Origin of the sequence: Sporosarcina sp. P3, from assembly GCF_002743415.1 — a bacterium.
Lineage (GTDB): Bacteria > Bacillota > Bacilli > Bacillales_A > Planococcaceae > Sporosarcina > Sporosarcina ureae_A.
Map to the genome: position 1 here is coordinate 1 of NZ_PDZE01000001.1, position 21,849 is coordinate 21,849.

General features: G+C 44.1%; 20 protein-coding genes, 1 pseudogene and 1 other annotated feature. Of the genes and pseudogenes, 16 read left to right on the forward strand and 5 right to left on the reverse strand.

The window, feature by feature from the left end; all coding sequences use genetic code 11:
- A pseudogene (locus tag CSV61_RS17035) lies at nt 1-198 on the forward strand (glutathione-dependent disulfide-bond oxidoreductase); the annotation flags it as partial.
- Nucleotides 199-626: 428 nt separating this feature from the next.
- Here the strand turns inward: CSV61_RS17035 and CSV61_RS00010 are convergent.
- A complete protein-coding gene (locus CSV61_RS00010; RefSeq protein ID WP_083035677.1) occupies nt 627-1,025 on the reverse strand; it encodes a reverse transcriptase-like protein in 399 nt (132 codons plus the stop codon).
- A 109-nt stretch (nt 1,026-1,134) separates the two neighbouring features.
- Between CSV61_RS00010 and CSV61_RS00015 the strand changes: the two genes are divergently transcribed.
- Nucleotides 1,135-1,335, forward strand: coding sequence for a zinc-finger domain-containing protein (locus CSV61_RS00015; RefSeq protein ID WP_099637618.1), 201 nt, complete (start codon nt 1,135-1,137; stop codon nt 1,333-1,335).
- 72 nt (nt 1,336-1,407) lie between these two features.
- Here CSV61_RS00015 and CSV61_RS00020 read toward each other — a convergent pair whose 3' ends face one another.
- Nucleotides 1,408-1,620, reverse strand: a complete 213-nt coding sequence (locus tag CSV61_RS00020) for a cold-shock protein (protein ID WP_083035681.1) — start codon at nt 1,618-1,620, stop codon at nt 1,408-1,410.
- A 245-nt stretch (nt 1,621-1,865) separates the two neighbouring features.
- On the opposite strand from CSV61_RS00020, the gene CSV61_RS00025 reads away from it, so the two are divergent.
- The gene (locus CSV61_RS00025; RefSeq protein WP_099637619.1) at nt 1,866-2,243 is read left to right on the forward strand and encodes a CidA/LrgA family protein; all 378 of its coding nucleotides are present in this window, start codon (nt 1,866-1,868) and stop codon (nt 2,241-2,243) included.
- A complete protein-coding gene (locus CSV61_RS00030) occupies nt 2,240-2,932 on the forward strand; it encodes an LrgB family protein (protein WP_099637620.1) in 693 nt (230 codons plus the stop codon). Before CSV61_RS00025 ends, CSV61_RS00030 begins: the two co-directional genes overlap by 4 nt.
- A gap of 13 nt (nt 2,933-2,945) precedes the next feature.
- On the opposite strand, the gene CSV61_RS00035 is transcribed toward CSV61_RS00030, so the two are convergent.
- Nucleotides 2,946-3,485, reverse strand: coding sequence for a transcription repressor NadR (locus CSV61_RS00035; protein WP_083035687.1), 540 nt, complete (start codon nt 3,483-3,485; stop codon nt 2,946-2,948).
- A 16-nt stretch (nt 3,486-3,501) separates the two neighbouring features.
- Entirely contained in the window at nt 3,502-4,644 is a 1,143-nt protein-coding gene (locus tag CSV61_RS00040; RefSeq protein ID WP_099637621.1) for an IscS subfamily cysteine desulfurase, read from the reverse strand.
- Between the two features lie 108 nt (nt 4,645-4,752).
- Between CSV61_RS00040 and nadC the strand changes: the two genes are divergently transcribed.
- From nadC to CSV61_RS00070, 6 genes are all read left to right on the forward strand, one after another.
- On the forward strand, nt 4,753-5,601 hold the full coding sequence (nadC, locus tag CSV61_RS00045) for a carboxylating nicotinate-nucleotide diphosphorylase (RefSeq protein WP_099637919.1): 849 nt from the start codon (nt 4,753-4,755) through the stop codon (nt 5,599-5,601).
- Between the two features lie 5 nt (nt 5,602-5,606).
- On the forward strand, nt 5,607-6,716 hold the full coding sequence (gene nadA, locus CSV61_RS00050; protein ID WP_099637622.1) for a quinolinate synthase NadA: 1,110 nt from the start codon (nt 5,607-5,609) through the stop codon (nt 6,714-6,716).
- Nucleotides 6,717-7,051: 335 nt separating this feature from the next.
- Entirely contained in the window at nt 7,052-8,143 is a 1,092-nt protein-coding gene (proB, locus tag CSV61_RS00055; RefSeq protein ID WP_099637623.1) for a glutamate 5-kinase, read from the forward strand.
- 19 nt (nt 8,144-8,162) lie between these two features.
- A complete protein-coding gene (locus CSV61_RS00060; RefSeq protein ID WP_099637624.1) occupies nt 8,163-9,407 on the forward strand; it encodes a glutamate-5-semialdehyde dehydrogenase in 1,245 nt (414 codons plus the stop codon).
- A gap of 19 nt (nt 9,408-9,426) precedes the next feature.
- Nucleotides 9,427-10,506 carry a branched-chain amino acid aminotransferase gene (locus tag CSV61_RS00065; protein WP_083035695.1) on the forward strand — a complete coding sequence of 360 codons (1,080 nt, stop codon included), beginning with the start codon at nt 9,427-9,429 and terminating at the stop codon, nt 10,504-10,506.
- Nucleotides 10,507-10,595: 89 nt separating this feature from the next.
- Nucleotides 10,596-11,396, forward strand: a complete 801-nt coding sequence (locus CSV61_RS00070) for a DUF6612 family protein (protein ID WP_099637625.1) — start codon at nt 10,596-10,598, stop codon at nt 11,394-11,396.
- 62 nt (nt 11,397-11,458) lie between these two features.
- Here CSV61_RS00070 and CSV61_RS00075 read toward each other — a convergent pair whose 3' ends face one another.
- On the reverse strand, nt 11,459-12,754 hold the full coding sequence (locus CSV61_RS00075; protein ID WP_099637626.1) for a replication-associated recombination protein A: 1,296 nt from the start codon (nt 12,752-12,754) through the stop codon (nt 11,459-11,461).
- Nucleotides 12,755-12,880: 126 nt separating this feature from the next.
- Between CSV61_RS00075 and cymR the strand changes: the two genes are divergently transcribed.
- The 6 genes from cymR to alaS all read left to right on the forward strand — a co-directional run bounded on the left by cymR (nt 12,881) and on the right by alaS (nt 21,658).
- The gene (gene cymR, locus CSV61_RS00080; RefSeq protein WP_083035701.1) at nt 12,881-13,300 is read left to right on the forward strand and encodes a cysteine metabolism transcriptional regulator CymR; all 420 of its coding nucleotides are present in this window, start codon (nt 12,881-12,883) and stop codon (nt 13,298-13,300) included.
- A 12-nt stretch (nt 13,301-13,312) separates the two neighbouring features.
- Nucleotides 13,313-14,461 carry a cysteine desulfurase family protein gene (locus tag CSV61_RS00085; protein WP_099637627.1) on the forward strand — a complete coding sequence of 383 codons (1,149 nt, stop codon included), beginning with the start codon at nt 13,313-13,315 and terminating at the stop codon, nt 14,459-14,461.
- A 21-nt stretch (nt 14,462-14,482) separates the two neighbouring features.
- Complete coding sequence (mnmA, locus tag CSV61_RS00090; protein ID WP_099637628.1) at nt 14,483-15,601, forward strand: tRNA 2-thiouridine(34) synthase MnmA; 1,119 nt, start codon at nt 14,483-14,485, stop codon at nt 15,599-15,601.
- A gap of 12 nt (nt 15,602-15,613) precedes the next feature.
- Nucleotides 15,614-16,279, forward strand: a complete 666-nt coding sequence (locus tag CSV61_RS00095) for a tetratricopeptide repeat protein (RefSeq protein WP_099637629.1) — start codon at nt 15,614-15,616, stop codon at nt 16,277-16,279.
- A gap of 30 nt (nt 16,280-16,309) precedes the next feature.
- Entirely contained in the window at nt 16,310-18,736 is a 2,427-nt protein-coding gene (recD2, locus tag CSV61_RS00100) for an SF1B family DNA helicase RecD2 (protein WP_099637630.1), read from the forward strand.
- A 39-nt stretch (nt 18,737-18,775) separates the two neighbouring features.
- Nucleotides 18,776-18,982: a binding site (T-box leader), on the forward strand.
- A gap of 42 nt (nt 18,983-19,024) precedes the next feature.
- The gene (alaS, locus tag CSV61_RS00105; protein ID WP_099637631.1) at nt 19,025-21,658 is read left to right on the forward strand and encodes an alanine--tRNA ligase; all 2,634 of its coding nucleotides are present in this window, start codon (nt 19,025-19,027) and stop codon (nt 21,656-21,658) included.
- Nucleotides 21,659-21,849 lie beyond the last annotated feature (191 nt).

Below are 21,849 nucleotides of genomic sequence, written 5' to 3' on the forward strand. Positions count from 1 at the left end.
GGTGATACTTATACTATTGCAGATATTGCGATATGGTCTTGGTACGGACGTTTAGCTTTAGGAAAATTGTATGAAGGCTCATATGAATTTTTAAACATGGAGGAATATACCCATCTCTTGGAATGGTCTCATCGCATTGCGAACAGACCAGGCGTTCAAAAAGGTCTTGCCGCAGAGTATCAGTCGCTTGGGGAGTAGTTTCTTAAAAAACAATGTATGAAGGATTTTCTCCTTAAAAATACAATTAAAACCTTATATAGACCTATCAAAGAAAATGGTATCGTAAATAGGAAGAGTGGTTTAATTAGCAAAAGGGCGCATTTATTGAGGAAGCTTCTCTGAAGTCGGTTAGTTGTTCTTCGCTACAGCCGGCGACTCCCGAGAGGATCAGCGAGAGCTGTAACGAAGAACGGCTTTTGCGAGTGAGGCGAAGCGAGGGGTATGGTTCACCGCCCCGCCCATAAGACACGCGTCCAGCTACAGCGTGGATCAACAAGTTGCAAACACTTAACCCCCTGCCAAAAAGGCCATTATGAAAAACAATCTTTACGAATAAAAATAAAGCACTAGCAGTACACTTTTTAGTGACAGTTCTCACAAGATGACGAAACATCTCACTTCGTTTATTATTTTTTCTTCTTCTGCATCAATATCGCCTGTCGTGCAAGCGTATCCGCCGTCTTGTTTGTGCTGTCCGCAATCCACTTAATAAAGAAAAAATCAAACGTCGCTACGAGTTTCAATGCCGCCTTCAAATAAGGCGCATACTGCTCGTTCTTCACAAACTCTTTCTCCATCGACTGCACGACCACTGTCGAATCAGACCTTACCGACACCATGCCCGTCGTTAGCTTAGAGGCCTCCTCAAGCCCTCTCACCAGCGCTTGAAACTCTGCGTGATGATTGTTCGTTGGCTCAATCGGCTCACTAATCCGAACGTCCTGTCCTTCTCCTTTAATATACACACCAATTCCGCTCAACCCAGGATTGCCTGCGCTAGCACCGTCTATGTACACTTCCAACATGAGATTTATCTCTCCAATCTGGTAATGAATTGTAAAAAATGTAGAAACACTTGCAACATCCCGTCAGCCAACTTAAAATAGAAGGAAGAAAGGTGGGAGTTCTTTTCTAATGGATAAAGTAGTTGTCATGAAAGAAATTAATCAATTGCTCGATATATATTGTGAAGGTTGTTACGTCAAAAAACAACTAACAAACGAACGCGGCAAAACAGGCGCGCATCAATTTTGTATTGCCGACTGTACTGTAGGAGACCAGCTACAATTCCTTGGAAGAGAAATCAACAAGATCAGTACGGCTCCAAATAAATAATGAAAAAGCATCCCGCAACTGCGTGGATGCTTTGTTTATGTTAGAAATTCAGCTGTTTGCGCCGAGATGAGGTTACACTTCATCCTCAAGAGTCGATACGTTAGCCGCCTGTGGACCACGATTTCCTTCAATTACTTCAAAAGAAACTGTTTGACCTTCAGCCAGTGTCTTGAATCCATCCGTAGCAATTCCGGTAAAATGTACAAATACATCTTCACCATCATCCGCTTCGATAAACCCATATCCTTTGTCACTGCTGAACCACTTCACTTTACCTTGGTGCATAATAATTCCTCCTCGGCAATTAGAAATCCATCTCCACACGTAACGTGCAAGCCTATTATTGACAACTTGCCCAATACGGCTTCTTACACTATACATGAGTAGGTTGGAAGTGTCAACGCTAGAATGAATACTCTGAATACTGCTCGGTAATCACAAGGAAAGTATTGGTTTTTATCTGACTATTCCCTATAATGAAGAGGTATTCATTTTTTCTACATATACGAATTAGATAAGGAAGTGTTGGAGTGAAAATTAGTATCACACTTTTGCAAGTAGGATTTTTATACATATTATTTCTAGCAGGAGAGTTTTTACGGGCGAAACTTTCCATTCCGTTGCCGGGAAGCATTATCGGTTTGCTCGTGTTATGGGGACTGTTATCGATCCGAGTCATTCCACTTCGCTGGGTGGAAAAAGGCGCGTATGTCTTTCTATCGACTTTGCCGCTGTATCTAATTCCCGCTACGGTGGGTGTGATGGATTATGGCCATGTATTTGCGGGCAAAGGCAGTCTCCTAATCTTGATCACAATCGGTAGTACATTGATCACGATGGTCGTCGCAAGTTTAGTGAGCCAAGCTATGGCCAAGCGTCATGTGAAAGAGGAGGGAACTCTTTCATGAATACAGTAGTACTGGCTTTGACCATGATCTTGTTGGCAGTTATCCTATATTTTGTAATGAACGCCGTCTACGTCAGGTTACGTTCGCCTTTTCTAGTCCCTATTATGACAACGACTATTGTGGTGATTATCGTGTTGTCGTTATTCAATGCATCCTATGAAACGTATATGGTAGGAGGCAAATGGATCGACGCATTGCTTGGTCCCGCCATCGTCTCACTGTGCATTCCTCTTTATAAACAGAGAGATATTATCAAGAAAAATCTGTTGCCGATCTTTGGTGGAGTCGTAGTAGGAGGAATTGTCGGGATGATGACAGGTGTCTTAGCAGCGAGACTCGCCGGGTTTTCAACCGAACTTTTAGCGAGTATTTTACCGAAGTCTATTACGTCGCCTATCGCTATGCAAATAGCTGAAGAACTCGGTGGCATTCCTTCGCTAGCGACGGTGTTAGTCATTATCGCCGGACTCGCTGGAATCCTTATGGGTCCGTGGATCAATCGCTGGTTGAAGATTGATACAGCCATTGGGCAAGGCATTGGTCTCGGAGTCGGTGCGCATGCTATTGGAACTTCTAAAGCGCTCGAATACGGAGAACAAACGGCTTCCATGAGTTCGGTTGCCATGACGTTATCTGCGATTATCGGTGCACTTGCGGGACCTTTATTCGGTATTTGGTTATTTCCATAAAAAAGCGGAATTCCTATTCGACTAGGAATCCCGCTTTTTTTAATGCTTCTTCTGCATCGTGTAGTTGTTCTGCTCGTGGAGCGGAAATAGCATGTAAATGAATGCCGCCTTCGTCTAAATTCAATAGATAAGGAGCTTGTGCTTGTTGAATTTGTTCAATGAATGTCTTCACTTCTTGTCGGTTCGATACCATGATGGATGCACGCACATCACCATACACAGGATGTTCTACCCGGACATCTCTCACGGTTACGCCGTGGTCGACTAAAATGTGCAACTCTTCTTCCGTTTGACTAGGCGTATGTTTGCAGACGATGATCTTTTCTACGTCTTTTACTTTCTTAGTTGACCGTGTGTATAGGTATCCTTGATTGGTCGCCATGATCGGTTCGTCTTTTGCCTTCAATAAATTAATATCACTGACGATCACTTGTCTGCTGACTTTTGTCAGTTCACCTAATTCTGCACCCGTTACGGGGTGATTTGCTTCTTTTAATGTCTGGAGAATTACATCACGGCGCTGTTCTCCTGCCACTTTTACTTTTTTTCTCAAAACACTCACCTGCTATCTATAAAATATCTATCGGGGTTTGTGCAGATACCGCCACTTCGAGCAACGCTTTTGCTAATTGGGTAACGCTTTCGCTAGTCGACGTCTCGCCAAATGAAATCCGAACAAATCCTTTTGCTACGTGGGCGGGTATATTCATCGCGCTCATCGTCATAGATGACTGTTGCTGACCGACTTGACAAGCACTGCCTGTCGACACCGCAAATCCTCTTCTATTTAATTCTAACATAATGCGCTGTCCTTCTGAGTGTTTGGCGCATAGACCGATAATTTGCGGAAGTTGTTCAGACGACTGCGGACTACTATAGATAGTAAATGCTTTAGGATGTGCAGAGAGTATGTTCAGGAAAAGAGCGCGCAAGGCACGATACTTCTCTACATTAGGATGTGCCAGTTCAGCTGCCGTAACGAATGCAGCAATTCCAGGTACATTCACCGTTCCGCCTCTAAATCCTTTCTCTTGCGTAGCACCTGGAAATAGCGGGACTGCACGAATGCGTGGATCGATATAGACGGCACCAACGCCTTTTGGACCGTGCACTTTATGGCTGGATACCGACAAGCTGTCTACATATGGAGAGATGTCACGCACAGATAATTTACCGAATGATTGTACACAGTCGCTATGCAAATAAATGCCTTTAGGTTTTAGTAATTCCGATATGGATCGGATGGGTTGAATGGTACCGATCTCTGGATTGCAGTGTTGCACGGACACGACAGTCGTTTGGTCCGTAATAGCATCTTCAAGCGCTTGTAAATCGATGATGCCTGCCGTTGTATATGGGATTGTCGTCGTACGGAAGCCTTGTCTTTCCAGATACGCTGCAGCTGAATGCAGAGAAGGGTGTTCCGCGGCCGAAAGAATTATATGCTGTCCGTTGTTCTTTGCCGACTCCGCTAAAGATACTAGGGCAAGCGTGTTGCTTTCCGTCCCGCCTGAAGTAAAGTATAGCCCTTCAGAACGTACACCAAGAAGTGCAGACAAGTTTTGTCTACTATGGGCCAATACGTTTTGTGCAGCCCCTCCTACGTCGTGCAAGCTCGTCGTGTTGCCAAACTGTTGTTGAGAGACTGACACATAGACTGAAGCGGCTTCTTCACGAAGAGGTGTCGTGGCAGCGTAATCAAAGTAATGCAATTGAATGACCTCCTGCAATAAATAATATATTCATCTTGTCATATAACGGCATATATGTAAAGATAGATGTAAAGACACCTGGTGAAAAGGAAGGTTATGAGAATGCAGATGAACAGAATCAAATTGGTCTCGATGCTTGAACAGTTTTTCATTGAAGATGTAGGAGATGGCGATCTATCAGCTCATACATTATTTCCTGCGAACGCAATAGGTGAAATGCACATCATCTCTAAAACTTCGGGTGTATTTTGCGGAGTAGATGTCATCACGACAGGTTTTCACGTGATGGATCCTTCTGTAGAAGTCACGTGCCAAGTAGAGGATGGCGATAAAATAGTAGACAGACAAGTACTCGCGAAAATAAAAGGTTCTGTCAGAAGTCTGTTGACTGCGGAACGTGTCATCTTAAATTGTATCCAGCGAATGACTGCGATTGCGACGAAAACGGCTGACCTCACCGCGTTATTAGCGGAAACGGAAACTAGAGTGTGTGATACACGCAAGACAGCGCCAGGGCTTCGCATGCTCGATAAATATGCGGTTCGTACGGGTGGCGGATTTAATCACCGGAATGGTTTATACGACGCCGTGATGCTAAAAGATAATCACTTAGCGTATGCAGGCTCTATTACACATGCTGTGCAACTGCTGAGGACCCGATTAGGTCATACCGTGAAAATAGAAGTAGAAATCGAATCGCTAGCGCAACTACAGGAAGCTATTGAAGCAAACGTAGATATTATTATGTTTGATAACCGGACGCCCGAACAAATTACGGACTGGTTACCACTCGTACCTCCGCATATCATAACCGAAGCATCTGGCATGATTACGGAGGAGACGATCGCTTCTTACGGCAAGACAGGAGTTGATTACATATCGGTCGGCGCATTGACGCATTCTGTCATTGCGGCGGACATTAGTGCTACTATACAACTCACTACACAGGGGGACTGAAGAATATGTCGATGTTGGAACTGATAAAAGAACAAGCAAACGCTATGTTACCCGAACGATATAAACAGTATACGGTTAGCGAAATGGAAGAAAAGATTCGGACGATTAAGCAAACACTAGGAAATAAATTATTTATTCCTGGCCATCACTACCAGAAAAATGAAGTGATTCAATTTGCGGATGCTACAGGAGATTCATTGCAACTAGCACAAATTTGTGCCGCGAACGAACAAGCGGAACATATCGTGTTTTGTGGCGTGCACTTCATGGCGGAAACAGCGGATATCTTAACAACGGAAAATCAAACCGTCTATTTACCGGATATGCGTGCCGGCTGTTCGATGGCAGACATGGCGGATATCTACCAGACGGAACGAGCGTGGAAAGACTTGCAAGAACGTTTTGGCGATACGATTCTTCCACTAACATACGTGAATTCAACGGCAGCCATTAAGGCGTTCGTTGGTCGTAATGGAGGCGCAACCGTCACTTCGTCGAACGCGAAAGAAATCGTCCAATGGGCTTTCACACAGAAAAAGCGGATTTTATTCTTACCAGATCAGCATTTGGGACGTAACACAGCGTATGGACTTGGTGTGCCTCTTGAGCATATGGGGGTATGGAATCCTGTGATCGATAGACTTGAATACGATGGATTAGACGAAGAGTGTCAAGTGATTTTGTGGAAAGGCCATTGCTCCGTTCATGAAAACTTTACAGTAGAAAATATTCGTCAGCTACGTGAAAATGATCCTGATCGTCGAATTATTGTTCATCCTGAATGTTCACATGAAGTCGTGATGCAGTCTGATGATAATGGCTCAACCAAGTATATTATTGATCAAATTGAAGCAGCCGCTCCTGGTACGAAATGGGCAATTGGCACAGAAATGAATTTAGTTAATCGGTTGATAGAAAATCATCCTGATCTAGATATCATTTCATTGAATCCTTTAATGTGTCCTTGTTTAACGATGAACCGTATTGATTTGCCACATTTACTATGGAGTCTCGAAAGTATAATGGAAGGCGCTGAGCAAAATATTATCAAAGTCGATGCGGCTACTTCGGCGGATGCGATCGATGCACTAGACCGTATGCTACAGCGAAAGTAACGTAGCAGTGCTTGACAATTACTCTGAATATTGTATGATTGGGGAAATGATATGGAACGTTGAAGAAGGATCAGTAGATAAAATAGCATGTGCTAGAGAGCGGAAATCATCGGCTGGAAGTTTCCGTCGCAATGCCTTGTCGAACCTGCCTTTTGAGTCCTGTGTAAACACAGGCGCGCACCTTGGCGTTAGAAGGAAAGCGGGATTTGTGAAAATGAATCCAATGATGGTGGCACCGCGGAAGTTATGTCCTTTCGTCCTGATTAGATCGGGACGATTGGGCTTTTTTTATTGTATATAGGTAGATGATATGTAGAAATGGAAGGCGAATTTATATGAAGAGACAGCGAATTGTTGTGAAAATCGGTAGCAGCTCGTTAACGAATGATAGTGGAGAAATCGATCAGGTAAAATTCAATGACCATGTCGATGCCTTGGCGATGCTAAAAAACGTAGGGCATGAAGTTATTGTCGTCTCGTCGGGAGCCGTAGCGGCAGGCTTTGCGCGTCTCGGCTATTCCTCCCGTCCGCAGACGATCAAAGGGAAACAAGCCGCAGCAGCGGTTGGGCAGAGTTTGTTAATACAGTCTTATATCGAAAGGTTCAGCTCGCATAAAGTCATTCCGGCACAAATTTTATTGACACGTCATGACTTTGCCGATCGTGATCGATACCGCAATGCATTTGCGGCGATGTCTGAATTACTTGACCGTGGCATCATGCCGATCATTAACGAAAATGATACGGTATCCATTGACGAGTTAACGTTCGGTGATAATGATATGCTATCCGCATTAGTCAGTGGCTTTTTGCACGCGGATCAATTGATTATTTTAACCGATGTCAACGGCATCTACACGAGTAATCCACGAACAGATCCAGATGCTGTACGATTGAGTAAGTTGGATGAAATTTCAGATGAACTGCTTGGTGGTGCGGATGACGTCGGCTCGAAAGTCGGTACAGGCGGTATGCGTTCGAAATTACTAGCTGCCCGAACGGCTCATACGCTAGCCGTTCCGGTCTTCATCGGAACAGGTCGCGGCCCATCAAAATTGCTAGATATTTTAAAAGGGTATGGAGACGGCACGTATATTTCCAGTCCGGCTGCCAACACGATCAATACGAATCGCCAATGGATTGCACTTCATTCTGAATCGACAGGCCGTTTGTACGTAGATCAAGGTGCCGAAGAAGCGATTGTCCATAATGGACGCAGTTTATTGCCGGCAGGCGTCTTTAAAGTACAAGGGAATTTTGGAGTTGGAGAAGTTGTGGAAGTATTCGGTTTAGATGGTTTGATCGGTAAGGGCGAAGTCACTTATTCGTCTGAACAATTAAAACAAACGATTTCTAATAAAGATAAATTGGAAGAATTCAAGCCGATGCTAGAAGTCATTCACCGAGACCGCTGGGTACAAGTATAATCAAAGAGGAGAATGGGATATGAGTGAGATTAGAGATAAAGGTAAAGCTGCAAAAGAAGCGAGTATCGTATTGAACGTGGCAACAACTGAAGAGAAAAACCAAGCATTGCAATGGATCGCTGAGCAATTACTAGAAGAACAAGATCAGTTGCTTGCAGAGAATAAAAAAGATATCGATGAAGGGCGCGAAAAAGGAATTGAATCAGCAGTTCTCGATCGAATTTTATTAACACCTGAAAGAATTGAAGCGATGGCGGAAGGCGTTCGTCTACTGATCGACTTACATGATCCGATTGGAGAAACGTTAGAAGAAATCCATAAGGAAAATGGCTTGCATATTGTGAAGAAGCGCGTGCCGATCGGTGTCATCGCCATGATTTATGAAGCGCGTCCGAATGTTACGATGGATGCAGCGTCTTTGGCACTGAAAACAGGCAACGCGGTCGTATTGCGCGGAAGTTCTTCTGCTAAATATTCCAATTTAGCGCTATGGCGTGTTATTCAACGTGGACTTGAAAAAAGTTCATTGCCAGTTGATTCTGTTCAGTTAATAGAAGACACAAGTCGAGAAACGGCGAAAGAATTGTTCACACTCAATGACTATATAGATGTCTTGATTCCGCGTGGAGGAGCCAAGCTGATCCAAACTGTCATTCGTGAATCTACAGTACCCGTCATCGAAACAGGTGCAGGGAACTGTCACGTATTTATCGATGCATCCGCTGATGAGAAAATGGCAATCGATATAGTCGTCAATGCGAAAACACATCGTCCATCGGTTTGTAACGCAATTGAAACCGTTTTGATCGATTCCAACTGGTTAGCGCAACACGGCAAGCGTTTAATCCACGCATTACAAGAGCAAGGCGTTCAATTACAGGGCGACGAAAAACTACAGGCATTTGATCCAACTATCGCAGCTGTTGAGCAAAATGATTGGTCAAGAGAATACTTGGACTTGACAGTACGCGTAAAGAGCGTGGAAAATGTACAGCAAGCACTAGAACATATTGCTACATATAGTACGAAGCATTCGGAAAGCATTATTACCCAGACGGATGCGCATGCTGAGCAATTTTTGAATAGCGTAGATGCGGCAGCTGTTTACGTCAATGCCTCCACTCGCTTTACGGATGGTTTCGAATTCGGGTATGGTGCAGAAATTGGTATTAGCACACAAAAGCTTCACGCGAGAGGTCCGATGGGATTAGAAGCACTGACTTCTTCGAAATTTGTGATTCGAGGAACCGGACAAATTAGATAATATGTAGGAGGGGTTAGGTATGTCAACTGAAAAACATATTTTACACTATGAAACTTCCGCGCCAAAAGACAAGCCGGCAGCGGATGATCCACTTGCTTTCGGAACGATTTTTACTGATCACATGTTTGTGATGGATTATACGGATGGAACGGGATGGCATGATCCTCGTATTGAGCCGTACAAGCCGTTTCTGCTAGATCCAGCCGCGATCGTATTACATTATGGACAAACTGTATTTGAAGGATTAAAAGCGTATGTAAATGAAGACAAGGAAGTAGTGTTATTCCGTCCAGAGGAAAACATGAAACGTTTGAATCGCTCAAATGATAGATTATGCATGCCGATGTTTGATGAAAAATTCGTATTAACTGCCTTGAAAGAATTGATTTCATTAGATAAGGATTGGATTCCGGATAGAGAGGGGACTTCCCTTTACGTTCGTCCATTCATTTTTGCGACACAGCCTTATTTAGGTGTCGCTCCTTCTAAAACGTACCGACTGATGATCATTTTGTCTCCAGTAGGTCCGTATTATAAAGAAGGAGTCAATCCTGTTAAAATTGCGGTTGAATCACAGTATGTCCGTGCTGCAGTAGGTGGTACAGGCTCTGCGAAAACGGCTGGTAACTATGCAGGCGCGATGAAAGCACAAGAAGTGGCGGAAGCGGAAGGGTATTCGCAAGTTCTTTGGCTCGATGCGAAAGAACATCAGTATATCGAAGAAGTAGGCGCGATGAATGTGTTCTTCAAAATCAATGGAGAAGTTATTACGCCAAGCCTCAATGGTAGTATTTTGGAAGGCATCACACGTAAATCAGTGATCGAATTATTGATCGACTGGGATATTCCCGTTACTGAACGTAAAGTGTCAATCGATGAAATTATGGAAGCTAACCGAGCAGGCACATTGGAAGAAGCATTTGGTACAGGAACAGCCGCTGTTATTTCCCCAATAGGAGAACTGTTCTATGAAGGAGAAAAATGCGAGATCAATCATAACGAAATTGGTGAACTTTCATTGAAATTATATGAAACGATTACAGGCATCCAGACGGGTAAAATGGAAGATCCATATAACTGGGTTGTGCCGGTAGACTAATTTCCCCATAAATCAGGTGGAATGGTTCGTGACAACTGCGTTGCTGTGAAGTACACTGTTAATAGTTTTGATTGAAGGGGAGTTTCCTGATGAACAAAAGTTTGATCGTTCTATTCCTGGCGGTACTGCTATTTACAGTGACAGGATGCGGAAAAACGTCTTCTGCCCCGTCGAGCGCGGAAGATTTATTGGAGAAAGCGGAACAAGCGATGAATGAATTGGACTCGGTCCATGCCGATATCGCGTATGATGAAAGTAGCGTCACATCCGATCCTGCAAAACGTACAAGTAAAAATGTACAAGTTCAGGCGGATATTGAACAGAATCCACTGAAGGTTTCAGAAGAAGTCGTCTGGAAAATTCCAAAACAAGGCGCGAAAACTATTCAACTATTCCGCCAAGGTAATCAATTGGCTATGCAAGAAACGTTGGAAGAAGAAAAAAGTGAATGGCAAGAGATGACGGAAGAGCAACGCACGGAATTACTTGGTGTGTGGGTGCCGTTCGTTTCTCCTGTAATGGACTTGTCGCTGTTGAAACCTTTTATCCATGATGCGGAAATAGCGAAAATTGATTACGGCTATGCGGTAGAATTTTCCCTATCTCCTGCAGACTATCGTCAGATGATGGAAGTGATTTCAGTGAATAGCCCACAACCGGAAAATTTTGTACATACGCATAGTGGATTTCCGGTAGTAGAGAAGCTGGATGTTGAGTTGACGGTAAATGAGGAGACGATGTTTGTGACGGGCATGAAAATGTCAGCAAATGTCACAAGTTATTTTGGCCGAGATTATATCCGTTATAAACAAAAACTCGATGCAAAGTATAGTTATTTTAACGATATTGATGCGATCTCCACGCCGAAAGATGCGGAGATGTTCGAGTAATACGAAAAAATCCACGTTGACCTACTATAGGTTGGCGTGGATTTTTGTATCTAGCTAGATGTTTAACGTGGGTTCTTTTTCCCTTTGAATGATTGAAGCCGTTGGTGAATGGCGGCCATTCTAGTTTCCTCGCCTGCTTCTACAGGCGTGTAGAATTTAGAATGTACTAGACTGTCAGGCAAGTATTGCTGATCTGTCCAACCACCGAAAGTACCAACAGGTGTTGCGTGTGGGTAGACGTAGCCCCCATGACCGAGCGCTGCAGAACCGCTATAGTGTGTGTCCCGTAAATGCATCGGAATTTCGCCAGTAGGCTTTTCATGCAATGTTTTGGTGGCGGCGTCGATCGCTTTATAAGCAGAGTTTGATTTGGAAGCCAAACACATCTCGATAATGGCCGTAGCAAGTGGAATACGCGCTTCAGGCATACCGAGACGCTGTGCTGCATCTGTGGCCGCAAGAACACGGCTCCCGACATCGGGTGCTGCCAAACCAATATCTTCATAACTCATGACGAGCATACGTCTGGTAACAGCAGTTAAATCGCCAATTTCGAGTAATTGGGCCAAATAATAAAGCGCTGCATCGACATCACTTCCGCGTACACTTTTTTGTAAAGCAGATAATAAATTAAAATGATGCGAACCCTTTTTATCACCTAGTAAACTAATTCTAGTCAGTAATTGAGCAAGCAATGCATCTTCTACGATAATCTTGCCGTCTTCTTCGTCACTTGCAGCAAGTAATGATTCGAGGAACGTTAGCGCTTTTCGCGCATCTCCATTGACACCTTCTGAAATTTTCTCCAGTTGCTCGGTAGTGATTTCGATCGTTTCCTTACCCAGCCCTTTTTTCTCGTCTTTCAGTGTGCGCTCGAGCAATTCCAGTAAATCTTTTGGCTGCAATCGTTTCAATTGGACAATTTCCCCACAGCGCGAACGAATAGCGGGATTGACGTCGTGAAACGGATTTTCCGTCGTGGCACCGATCAAAACAATCGAACCGCTTTCTACGTGCGGAAGGAGCGTATCTTGTTGTAATTTATTGAAACGATGGATTTCATCTAAGAATAATAATACTTTACCTGTCATTCGTGCTTCTTTCACTACATCTTCTACATCTTTCTTGCCTGCCACGGTCGCATTTAACGCAATAAAAGGTAGTTTTGACGTACCTGCAATTGCGTAGGCTAGTGACGTTTTTCCGATACCTGGTTCACCATATAATAAAAGAGACGGGACATGCCCGTTCTTGATCATCCGATATAAGGGAGTAGTGTTGCCGATGACGTGGTCTTGTCCGATCACTTCATCAATCGTCTCGGGCCGCATGCGAAAGGCCAAAGGTTCGTTATGCATGTACATCCTCCTAGCGTACGTTTGTTCTTTCATTATACCGTAAAACATTAGTGAAGTCATTTGCAAGAACCAGTGATACAATTATGCTATACTGATTTCAGCAATTTTAGTAAAGGACGATGCCCAATGAAAATATCCACTAAAGGACGATACGGACTTACAGTAATAGTAGAATTAGGACGAAAATATGGAGAAGGTCCAGTGCCTTTGCGTCTGATCGCAGAAGAGCAAGATCTCTCTGAAGCATATCTGGAACAACTGATCCCGCCACTACGCAACAGCGGAATGGTGAAGAGTGTTCGCGGGGCCTACGGTGGCTATAAACTCGCAAAAGATCCTTCCGAAATTATGGCAGGAGACGTCATCCGTTTGCTTGAAGGACCCATTCAATTAGTCGAAGGATTGGATGACGACGATATTCCGCAACGAGAACTATGGAAACGAATCGGAGACGCAATCCGAGGGGTATTAGATCATACGACGATCAAAGATTTAATTGAATTCGAAGATACGTCCACTACTGATGAATACATGTTTTATATTTAAAGGAGTTTAGTTATGAAACCAGCTATATATTTAGACTATGCCGCTACGACACCGATGCATCCAGCTGTATTGGAGCGATTCACCAATGCGTTGCAAGATACATACGGGAATCCTTCAAGTACACATCAATTTGGTCGTCACGCAAAAAAAGTGCTGGAAGATGCACGCAAAACCCTAGCCTCCTCGATCAATGCGTCACCCAATGAAATCATAGTGACTTCTGGAGGGACAGAAGCGGATAACTTGGCGATTTTCGGGTACGTACAGTCGTTGAACTCAAAAGGTAAACATATTATTACAACGGAAATCGAACATCATGCAGTGTTAAACCCGTGTAAACAACTGGAGTCACAAGGCTATAACGTGACGTACCTTTCACCTGACAATCATGGAGTCATTACAATGGAACAAGTTCAGGCTGCGTTAACGGATGAAACGATTTTAGTGTCTATCATGTATGGAAACAATGAAGTGGGAACGGTCCAACCGATTGCAGAAATCGGCCAGTTGCTCTCTACACATCCATGCGTATTCCACACAGACGCGGTACAAGCTTACGGGACTTGCTCACTTGACGTAGAAGAACTGCAAGTCGATTTATTATCCGTTTCAGCACATAAACTGAATGGACCTAAAGGGATCGGCTTCCTTTATCAGCGAAATGGTAAGTTACTATCGAGCCAAGTACTTGGAGGTTCGCAAGAGAAAAAGCGACGTGCAGGTACTGAAAATGTGCCAGCAATCGTTGCGTTTGCAGAAGCGGTCTCCATTGCCGAGCAAACCAAACTAGAAAAGCAAACAGACTATTCAACGTATAAACAAAAAATGGCGGACGTCTTTGAAAATCATCAAATCGATTTCCAACCGACCATTCCCCCCGCAGTAGCATCTTTACCACATATTTATCATGTATCGTTTCCAGGCACTGATGTGGAGACATTTTTGATGAGTTTAGATTTAGAAGGGGTAGCTGTATCAAGTGGTTCGGCTTGTATGGCGGGATCATTTGAACCGTCACATGTCGTAACGGCCATGTTCGGTACAGAATCAGATAAAGCTAGAAACTCGATCCGCATCAGTTTCGGCTATAACTTGGATGAATCTATGGTAGAAGAAGCAGCCAATCGAATTGCGAATGTAGTGAAACGACTAGTGAAATGAATTAAGAAAAGGATGAACAATATGACAACGAAAAAAGCACCTGCCGATACACGTGTAGTCATTGGAATGTCAGGCGGAGTGGACTCTTCGGTTGCAGCATTACTCTTGAAACAGCAAGGCTATGAAGTGATCGGAATCTTTATGAAAAACTGGGATGACACGGACGAATCCGGACATTGCACCGCGACAGAAGACTTTGAAGACGTACGTAGTGTCTGTGATCAGATCGGCATTCCGTATTACTCTGTTAATTTTGAAAAACAATATTGGGATAAAGTATTTACGTATTTCTTAGATGAATACAAAAAAGGCCGCACGCCGAATCCAGATGTCATGTGTAATAAAGAAATCAAATTCAAAGCATTCCTCGAGCACGCCAAAAGTTTAGGTGCCGATTATTTGGCGACTGGACATTATGCACAAGTCGTAGAACGGGAAAACGGAGTAGCAATGCTTCGTGGCGTGGACAATAACAAAGATCAAACGTACTTCTTGAATCAATTAACGCAACAACAACTTCAGCAAGTATTATTCCCTCTAGGTCATATGGAGAAAAGTGAAGTCCGCGAAATCGCGGAACAAGCAGGACTTGCCACAGCGAAGAAAAAAGATTCAACAGGAATCTGTTTCATCGGTGAACGTAATTTTAAAGAATTCCTAGGGGAGTACTTACCAGCACGTCCAGGCGAGATGCAGACAATGGCTGGAGTGAAGATGGGTAATCATGACGGATTGATGTATCACACAATTGGTCAGCGTCACGGTCTAGGTATTGGCGGAGCCGGAGAACCTTGGTTTGCGGTCGGTAAAGACTTGGAGCGCAATGTATTGCTAGTTGAGCAAGGCTTTTATCACGACACACTGTTCTCAACGAGTCTACAAGCAACGGATATGAATATTTGTACACCGAAAGAATTACCGGAGACGTTTACGTGCACAGCTAAATTCCGTTACCGTCAACCCGATACGAAAGTAACTGTGCAATTATCCGGTGACGAAGCGACCGTAACTTTTGCTGAACCTGTTCGCGCAGTCACGCCAGGACAAGCGGTCGTGCTATATGACGGGGATGAGTGCCTAGGTGGCGGAACCATCAATGAAGTATTCAAAGACGGCAAGAAACTGACATACGTAGGATAAGGAGGCAACAGCATGTCGATTCATCAAGATGCGATTAAAGAAATGCAAGAAGGCAATTATGAGAAAGCCATTGAGCTTTTCATGAAGGCAGTAGAAGAAAATCCAGAAGAGCCTACAGGCTATATCAATATCGGGAACATTTTTGCATCACTTGGAGATGCTGAGCAAGCGGAGCCATTTTTCCAAAAAGCATTGACGCTTGACGAAAATGCCGGAACCGCTTTTTACGGACTGGCGAATCTATATTACAATCAAGAACGCTTTGAAGAAGCGGCAAAATTATATGAAAAAGCGATTAACGCGGGATTGGACTCCGCTGACGCTTATTTCATGCTCGGTAAAAGTATGGAACAAACAGGGAATGACCGCTTAGCATTACCCTATATACAGCGTGCTGTTGAATTAAATTCTGACGATCAGGAAATTGCGTTGTCCTACGGAATTTTACTAGCTAAGCTCGAGCTATTTAAAGAGGCGAAGCCTGTATTTGAATCCATCTTGGCGGTAGTTCCGGACCATGCAGATAGCCACTATAATTTAGGCGTTTTATATGCCGTTTCAACAGAAGACAAGGCGAGTGCACTGTCACACTTAGAGCAAGCATTCACTGCGGAACCTGACCATACACAGGCGCGTTATTTATTCGATATGATCAAGCTCGGAGAACAAGGCGAGTAATACATCAGCTAAAAAGGAGGGAATCCTTCGATGAGTGAAACAGAACCATATATTATCGGCAGGCCGGTCGTGACGATTTTTCATAATACGACGAACTTATTTTCCATCGTCAAATTGAAAGTCACTTCCACCAATACCGATTACCGCGACAGTGAAATAGTGATCAAAGGGTCATTCCCTCCTTTAGTGGCGGAAGAAGATTATAAATTTACAGGTCGACTTGTCAACCATCCGGTACATGGCCAGCAGTTCGATGTGCAGACGTTCTCAAAAGAGTTACCTGCGACAGAAGCGGGTCTGATTCATTACTTATCCGGAGATTTATTTCCTGGCATTGGAAAGAAAACCGCCACGGACATCGTCAAGACACTCGGCAATAACGTAATTCAGAAAGTGCTCGAAGACCGTAGTGTTCTTGACCAGATCCCGCGCTTGAGTGACGAGCGGAAAGATACGCTTGTTTCGGTCTTGCAAGAAAATCTAGGCCTTGAACGTACAATGGTGCAACTGAATGAATGGGGCTTCGGTCCACAAGTAGCTATGCGGATTTATCAAGCTTATCAAGACGACGCCATCACGATTCTGACGGAGAATCCCTATCGTTTGATCAAAGAAATTGAAGGCATCGGCTTTCAACGTGCAGACGATCTGGCGAAGCAACTCGGGCTTGTAGGCGATCATCCCGCGCGTATTAAGGCAGCTGTTTATTACAGCGTACATAATGAAGTACAGTCAGCAGGGCATGTCTATGTCGAGTCAGAAGTGATTTTGCCACAAGCGAAACAGTTACTTGAATCAAGTCAATCACACATCATCTCGTACGAAGCAATCACCCAAGCAGTAATTGAACTCGTTGAAGAAGGCGCATTGTCTGCTGAAATGCAGCGTCTTTACTTGCCCTCTCTGTATTTTTCAGAAATCGGCATTGCCACTAAAGTGAATAAAATTCTCGAAAGTGAAGTCGCTGAACAATTTCCGGCTTCTGAAATTAGAAAAGCAATCGGTGAAATTGAAGAACGTTTGGAAGTGCAATATGCCGAAACGCAAGTCGAAGCGATTGAACGTGCGCTTCATTCTTCATTGCTCGTACTAACGGGTGGACCAGGGACAGGGAAGACAACCGTGATTAGAGGCTTAGTTGAGGCGTACGCAGAACTGCACGGTATTTCACTTGACTTGGAAGAATATGCTCGTAAAAAAGAGCCGTTCCCGATTATTTTAGCAGCACCTACTGGACGCGCCGCGAAGCGGATGTCCGAATCGACTGGATTACCTGCCATGACGATCCACCGTTTACTTGGTTTTACGGGGCAGGAAGACGAAGAAGAGACAGAGCGGGAAGTGGATGGAAATCTCATTATCATTGATGAAACGTCTATGGTAGATACTTGGCTCATGCATCAGCTGTTAAAAGCTGTCCGCGACGACGCACAGTTATTATTCGTTGGAGACCAAGACCAACTACCTTCTGTTGGACCCGGACAAGTGTTGCATGACTTTATGCAGTCAGGGAAAATTCCCGTCGTGGAATTGACCGATATTTTCCGCCAAAGTGAAGGCTCGACAATCATTGAAATGGCGCATATGATCAAGCAAAAAGAATGGACGATGGACGTCACAAAGAAAACGTCTGATCGCTCATTTATTAAAGCATCGAGTGAACAAATTTTACCTGTAGTCAAACAAATCGTCCAAAATGCGACATCAAAAGGGCATTCCATTAAAGACATCCAAGTGCTGGCTCCGATGTATAAAGGTCCGGCAGGTATAGATGGCTTGAATAAAATGATCCAAGACGTGACGAATCCACCTGCAGAGGGAAGAAAAGAAATGGTTTTCGGTGAAACGACTTATCGCGTCGGAGATAAAGTACTGCAACTCGTCAATCAACCGGAAAGCAATGTTTTTAACGGAGATATGGGGGAAGTCGTCGCGATCATGCTAGCGAAAGAAACTACTGACAAAAAAGCGATCATGGTCGTTTCGTATGATGGCAATGAAGTGCAGTATGAACGGAGCGACTTAAATCAGCTGACACTTGCATATTGTTGTTCTATCCATAAATCCCAAGGTAGTGAATTTCCGATTGTCGTCATGCCGATCGTCAGAAGTCAGCGGAAAATGTTACGTCGTAATCTACTGTACACAGGAATTACACGAGCGAAGAATTTCTTAATATTGTGCGGGGAAGCGGAAGAATTTAAAGCAGGGATTGCGCGCACAGACGAAACAGAACGACAGACGACGCTACAAGAACGCATTACAGGAGAAACACAAGAAGTTCAAACATCAACGCTTAAGGAAACCAGTACGCGCCATACAGCACCTGCAAAAGAGACAGTTGAACCACGTGATACGTCGCAAGCAAAGTTAACGATGGACAATTTTACTGGAATCGATCCCCTCATTGGCATGCACAACGTATCGCCATTCGACTTTCTTGAAGTGACGGATTGACAAAGCGAAAGAACTTTCCTATAATTCGTTTAGAAATAATGAAAAACGTTGAAGGAACAAGTACCTGTTTACTCTGTGTTATAGAAAAGAGCTTCTTGGCTGAAAAAGCTCTCTCAGATTTACAGCGAACGCTATTCCGAAGTTGCAGGTTAATCCCTGCCGTCTTGCCGCGTTAAGGCAACTCGAGATACCGCGTCATGCGGTAATTAGGGTGGTACCGCGATCAATAAAATCTTCGCCCCTTTATACAAGGGGGGGAGTTTTTTTAATTTTAGGAGGAACAAAACGATGAGAAAACTTACGGCATCTGAAATTCGCCAAATGTTTTTAGACTATTTTCAAGAGCACGGACATACTGTAGAACCATCAGCTGCATTAGTGCCAGTTGATGATGCATCACTACTATGGATCAACAGTGGAGTCGCCACATTGAAGAAATACTTTGATGGACGAGTGATTCCTGAAAATCCGCGGATTACGAATGCACAAAAATCCATCCGCACAAACGATATTGAAAATGTCGGCTACACAGCACGTCACCATACGTTCTTTGAAATGCTCGGCAACTTTTCTATTGGTGATTATTTCAAAGAAGAAGCCATTGTGCGTGCGTGGGATTTCCTGACAAATGAACAATGGATTGGTTTTGATCCAGAACGATTATCCATTACTATCCATCCGGAAGATGAAGAAGCGTACGCAATCTGGAAAAATCAGATCGGTATTCCAGAAGAGCGTATCATTCGTCTTGAAGGAAACTTCTGGGATATCGGCGAAGGTCCGAGTGGTCCGAACTCTGAAATCTTCTACGATCGTGGCCCCACTTACGGCGACGATTTCTCAGATCCTGAATTATATCCAGGTGGAGAAAACGAACGCTATTTGGAAATTTGGAACTTAGTATTCTCTGAGTTCAATCATAATCCTGATCACACGTACACACCGCTTCCGAAGAAAAACATCGATACAGGAATGGGTCTTGAGCGTATGGCATCGGTGATCCAAGACGTGCCTACAAACTTCGATACAGACTTGTTCTTGCCGATCATTGAAGCCGTTGAAAATGTATCAGGCAGAAAATACGGTGAATCTACGCAAGTAGACACAGCATTTAAAGTAATCTCGGATCATATCCGCACAGTAGCATTCGCTATCGGAGATGGAGCACTTCCATCCAATGAAGGCCGCGGCTATGTTTTACGTCGTCTATTAAGAAGAGCAGTTCGTTTCGCGAAACAACTAGGCATTGATAAGCCGTTCATGTACATGCTGGTGCCAATTGTCGGGGATATCATGAAAGACTTCTACCCTGAAGTCCATGAGAAACAAGCATTCATTATGAAAGTCGTGAAAAACGAAGAAGATCGTTTCCACGAAACCTTGCATGATGGTATGGCGATTCTAACGACAATCATTGAAAAGGCAAAAGCTTCAGGCTTGCCAATCGTTTCAGGCAGCGACGCATTCAAACTCTATGACACATACGGCTTCCCGTTTGAACTGACAGAGGAATTCGCTCTTGAAGAAGATGTGGCAGTCGATCGTATCGGATTTGACGAAGAAATGGCTGCACAACGAAATCGTGCACGTGCTGCGCGTGCTGCTTCAGACTCTATGCATGTTCAATCGGGCGTACTTGGTGAAATTCATGAAGCAAGTGAATTCATTGGCTATGGTCAACTAGAAACAACCGCGATCGTCAACGTCCTAGTTCAAGATGGTCAACGGATCGCGCATGCATCTGAAGGAGAAACCGTACAACTTATGCTAGACCAGACGCCTTTCTACGCGGAAAGTGGCGGTCAAATAGCTGATAAAGGAACGATCTCCAACGAATCGTTTATAGCGGAAGTTCGCGACGTGAAAAAAGCACCGAATGGACAGAACTTGCACACGGTCTTCATCAGTTCAGGTGAATTGAATGAAGGCGCATCAGTTAGCGCAAAAGTGGACGAGTATTCACGAAGTCTGACAGTCAAAAATCATACAGCTACACACTTATTGCATCGCGCTTTGAAAGATGTTCTAGGGGAACATGTCAATCAAGCAGGGTCATATGTTGGACCGGATCGCCTTCGCTTTGACTTCTCCCATTTTGGACAAGTGACAAAGGAAGAACTGGAGCGCATTGAATTCCAAGTGAATGAACAAGTTTGGGCAGGTACTCCTGTCAATACGATCATTTCACCTATTGCGGAAGCGAAAGAAATGGGTGCGATGGCATTGTTCGGCGAAAAGTACGGCGATATCGTTCGCGTAGTCAAGGTCGGAGACTACTCTGTAGAGCTTTGTGGAGGTTGTCACGTTCGCAACACGTCCGACATCAACGTATTCAAAATCGTTTCAGAAAGCGGTATTGGAGCGGGCACGCGACGTATTGAAGCCTTCACGGGCGGACAAGCATTCCGTTCATTTAAAGAAGATCAAGCGATCATCGATGAGATAGCAGCAACTGCGAAAGCGACTCCGAAAACAGTCGTGACGAAAGTCGAATCAATTCTCGCTGACTTCAAAGAACTTCAACGGGAAAATGAATCGCTACAAGCGAAGATGGGCAACAGCCAATTGGCGAGTGTCATGGAAACGGCCCAGCAGATCGAAGACGTGACAGTCATTTCTGCACATGTTGAAGTGAAAGACAATAACGGTTTACGTCAATTGATTGATGAAATGAAACAAAAAACTTCCAAAGGCGTCATTGTACTTGGTACAGTAACGGATGGGAAAGTAATGCTGGCGGCGGGTGTGACCGATGATTTAAAAGGCGGCAACTACCACGCAGGCAAAATCGTCAACCATGTTGCGTCGCTTTGTGACGGAAAAGGCGGCGGACGTCCTGATATGGCGATGGCAGGAGCGAAAGACGCGTCAAAACTTGATGAAGCGCTTCAATCCGTGTATGATTATGTAAAATCTGTTTAACCATTATGTAGAGCGATAAATCATAAAATATAGATACATGTTACTAGTGAGTTTGCATTTGGATGCCCATAGTATACGTCCAGTTGTAAGAGCCAGACTAGAAATGGATATGAACGGCGGTTGATCCACCACTCTATGTACTATGTAGATCGTAACGGTAGATCGTTGCAGACATAAATGGAAATCGGAAA

What these genes read in the sequence shown, in the direction of transcription:
- cymR (WP_083035701.1), top strand. Translation starts at nt 12,881, where the DNA reads ATGAAAATATCCACTAAAGGACGATACGGACTTACAGTAATAGTAGAA.
- CSV61_RS00095 (WP_099637629.1), top strand. Translation starts at nt 15,614, where the DNA reads ATGTCGATTCATCAAGATGCGATTAAAGAAATGCAAGAAGGCAATTAT.
- CSV61_RS00015 (WP_099637618.1), top strand. Translation starts at nt 1,135, where the DNA reads ATGGATAAAGTAGTTGTCATGAAAGAAATTAATCAATTGCTCGATATA.
- recD2 (WP_099637630.1), top strand. Translation starts at nt 16,310, where the DNA reads ATGAGTGAAACAGAACCATATATTATCGGCAGGCCGGTCGTGACGATT.
- nadC (WP_099637919.1), top strand. Translation starts at nt 4,753, where the DNA reads ATGAACAGAATCAAATTGGTCTCGATGCTTGAACAGTTTTTCATTGAA.
- CSV61_RS00085 (WP_099637627.1), top strand. Translation starts at nt 13,313, where the DNA reads ATGAAACCAGCTATATATTTAGACTATGCCGCTACGACACCGATGCAT.
- CSV61_RS00010 (WP_083035677.1), bottom strand. Translation starts at nt 1,025, where the DNA reads ATGTTGGAAGTGTACATAGACGGTGCTAGCGCAGGCAATCCTGGGTTG.
- proB (WP_099637623.1), top strand. Translation starts at nt 7,052, where the DNA reads ATGAAGAGACAGCGAATTGTTGTGAAAATCGGTAGCAGCTCGTTAACG.
- mnmA (WP_099637628.1), top strand. Translation starts at nt 14,483, where the DNA reads ATGACAACGAAAAAAGCACCTGCCGATACACGTGTAGTCATTGGAATG.
- CSV61_RS00060 (WP_099637624.1), top strand. Translation starts at nt 8,163, where the DNA reads ATGAGTGAGATTAGAGATAAAGGTAAAGCTGCAAAAGAAGCGAGTATC.
- CSV61_RS00030 (WP_099637620.1), top strand. Translation starts at nt 2,240, where the DNA reads ATGAATACAGTAGTACTGGCTTTGACCATGATCTTGTTGGCAGTTATC.
- CSV61_RS00075 (WP_099637626.1), bottom strand. Translation starts at nt 12,754, where the DNA reads ATGCATAACGAACCTTTGGCCTTTCGCATGCGGCCCGAGACGATTGAT.
- CSV61_RS00070 (WP_099637625.1), top strand. Translation starts at nt 10,596, where the DNA reads ATGAACAAAAGTTTGATCGTTCTATTCCTGGCGGTACTGCTATTTACA.
- CSV61_RS00020 (WP_083035681.1), bottom strand. Translation starts at nt 1,620, where the DNA reads ATGCACCAAGGTAAAGTGAAGTGGTTCAGCAGTGACAAAGGATATGGG.
- alaS (WP_099637631.1), top strand. Translation starts at nt 19,025, where the DNA reads ATGAGAAAACTTACGGCATCTGAAATTCGCCAAATGTTTTTAGACTAT.
- nadA (WP_099637622.1), top strand. Translation starts at nt 5,607, where the DNA reads ATGTCGATGTTGGAACTGATAAAAGAACAAGCAAACGCTATGTTACCC.
- CSV61_RS00065 (WP_083035695.1), top strand. Translation starts at nt 9,427, where the DNA reads ATGTCAACTGAAAAACATATTTTACACTATGAAACTTCCGCGCCAAAA.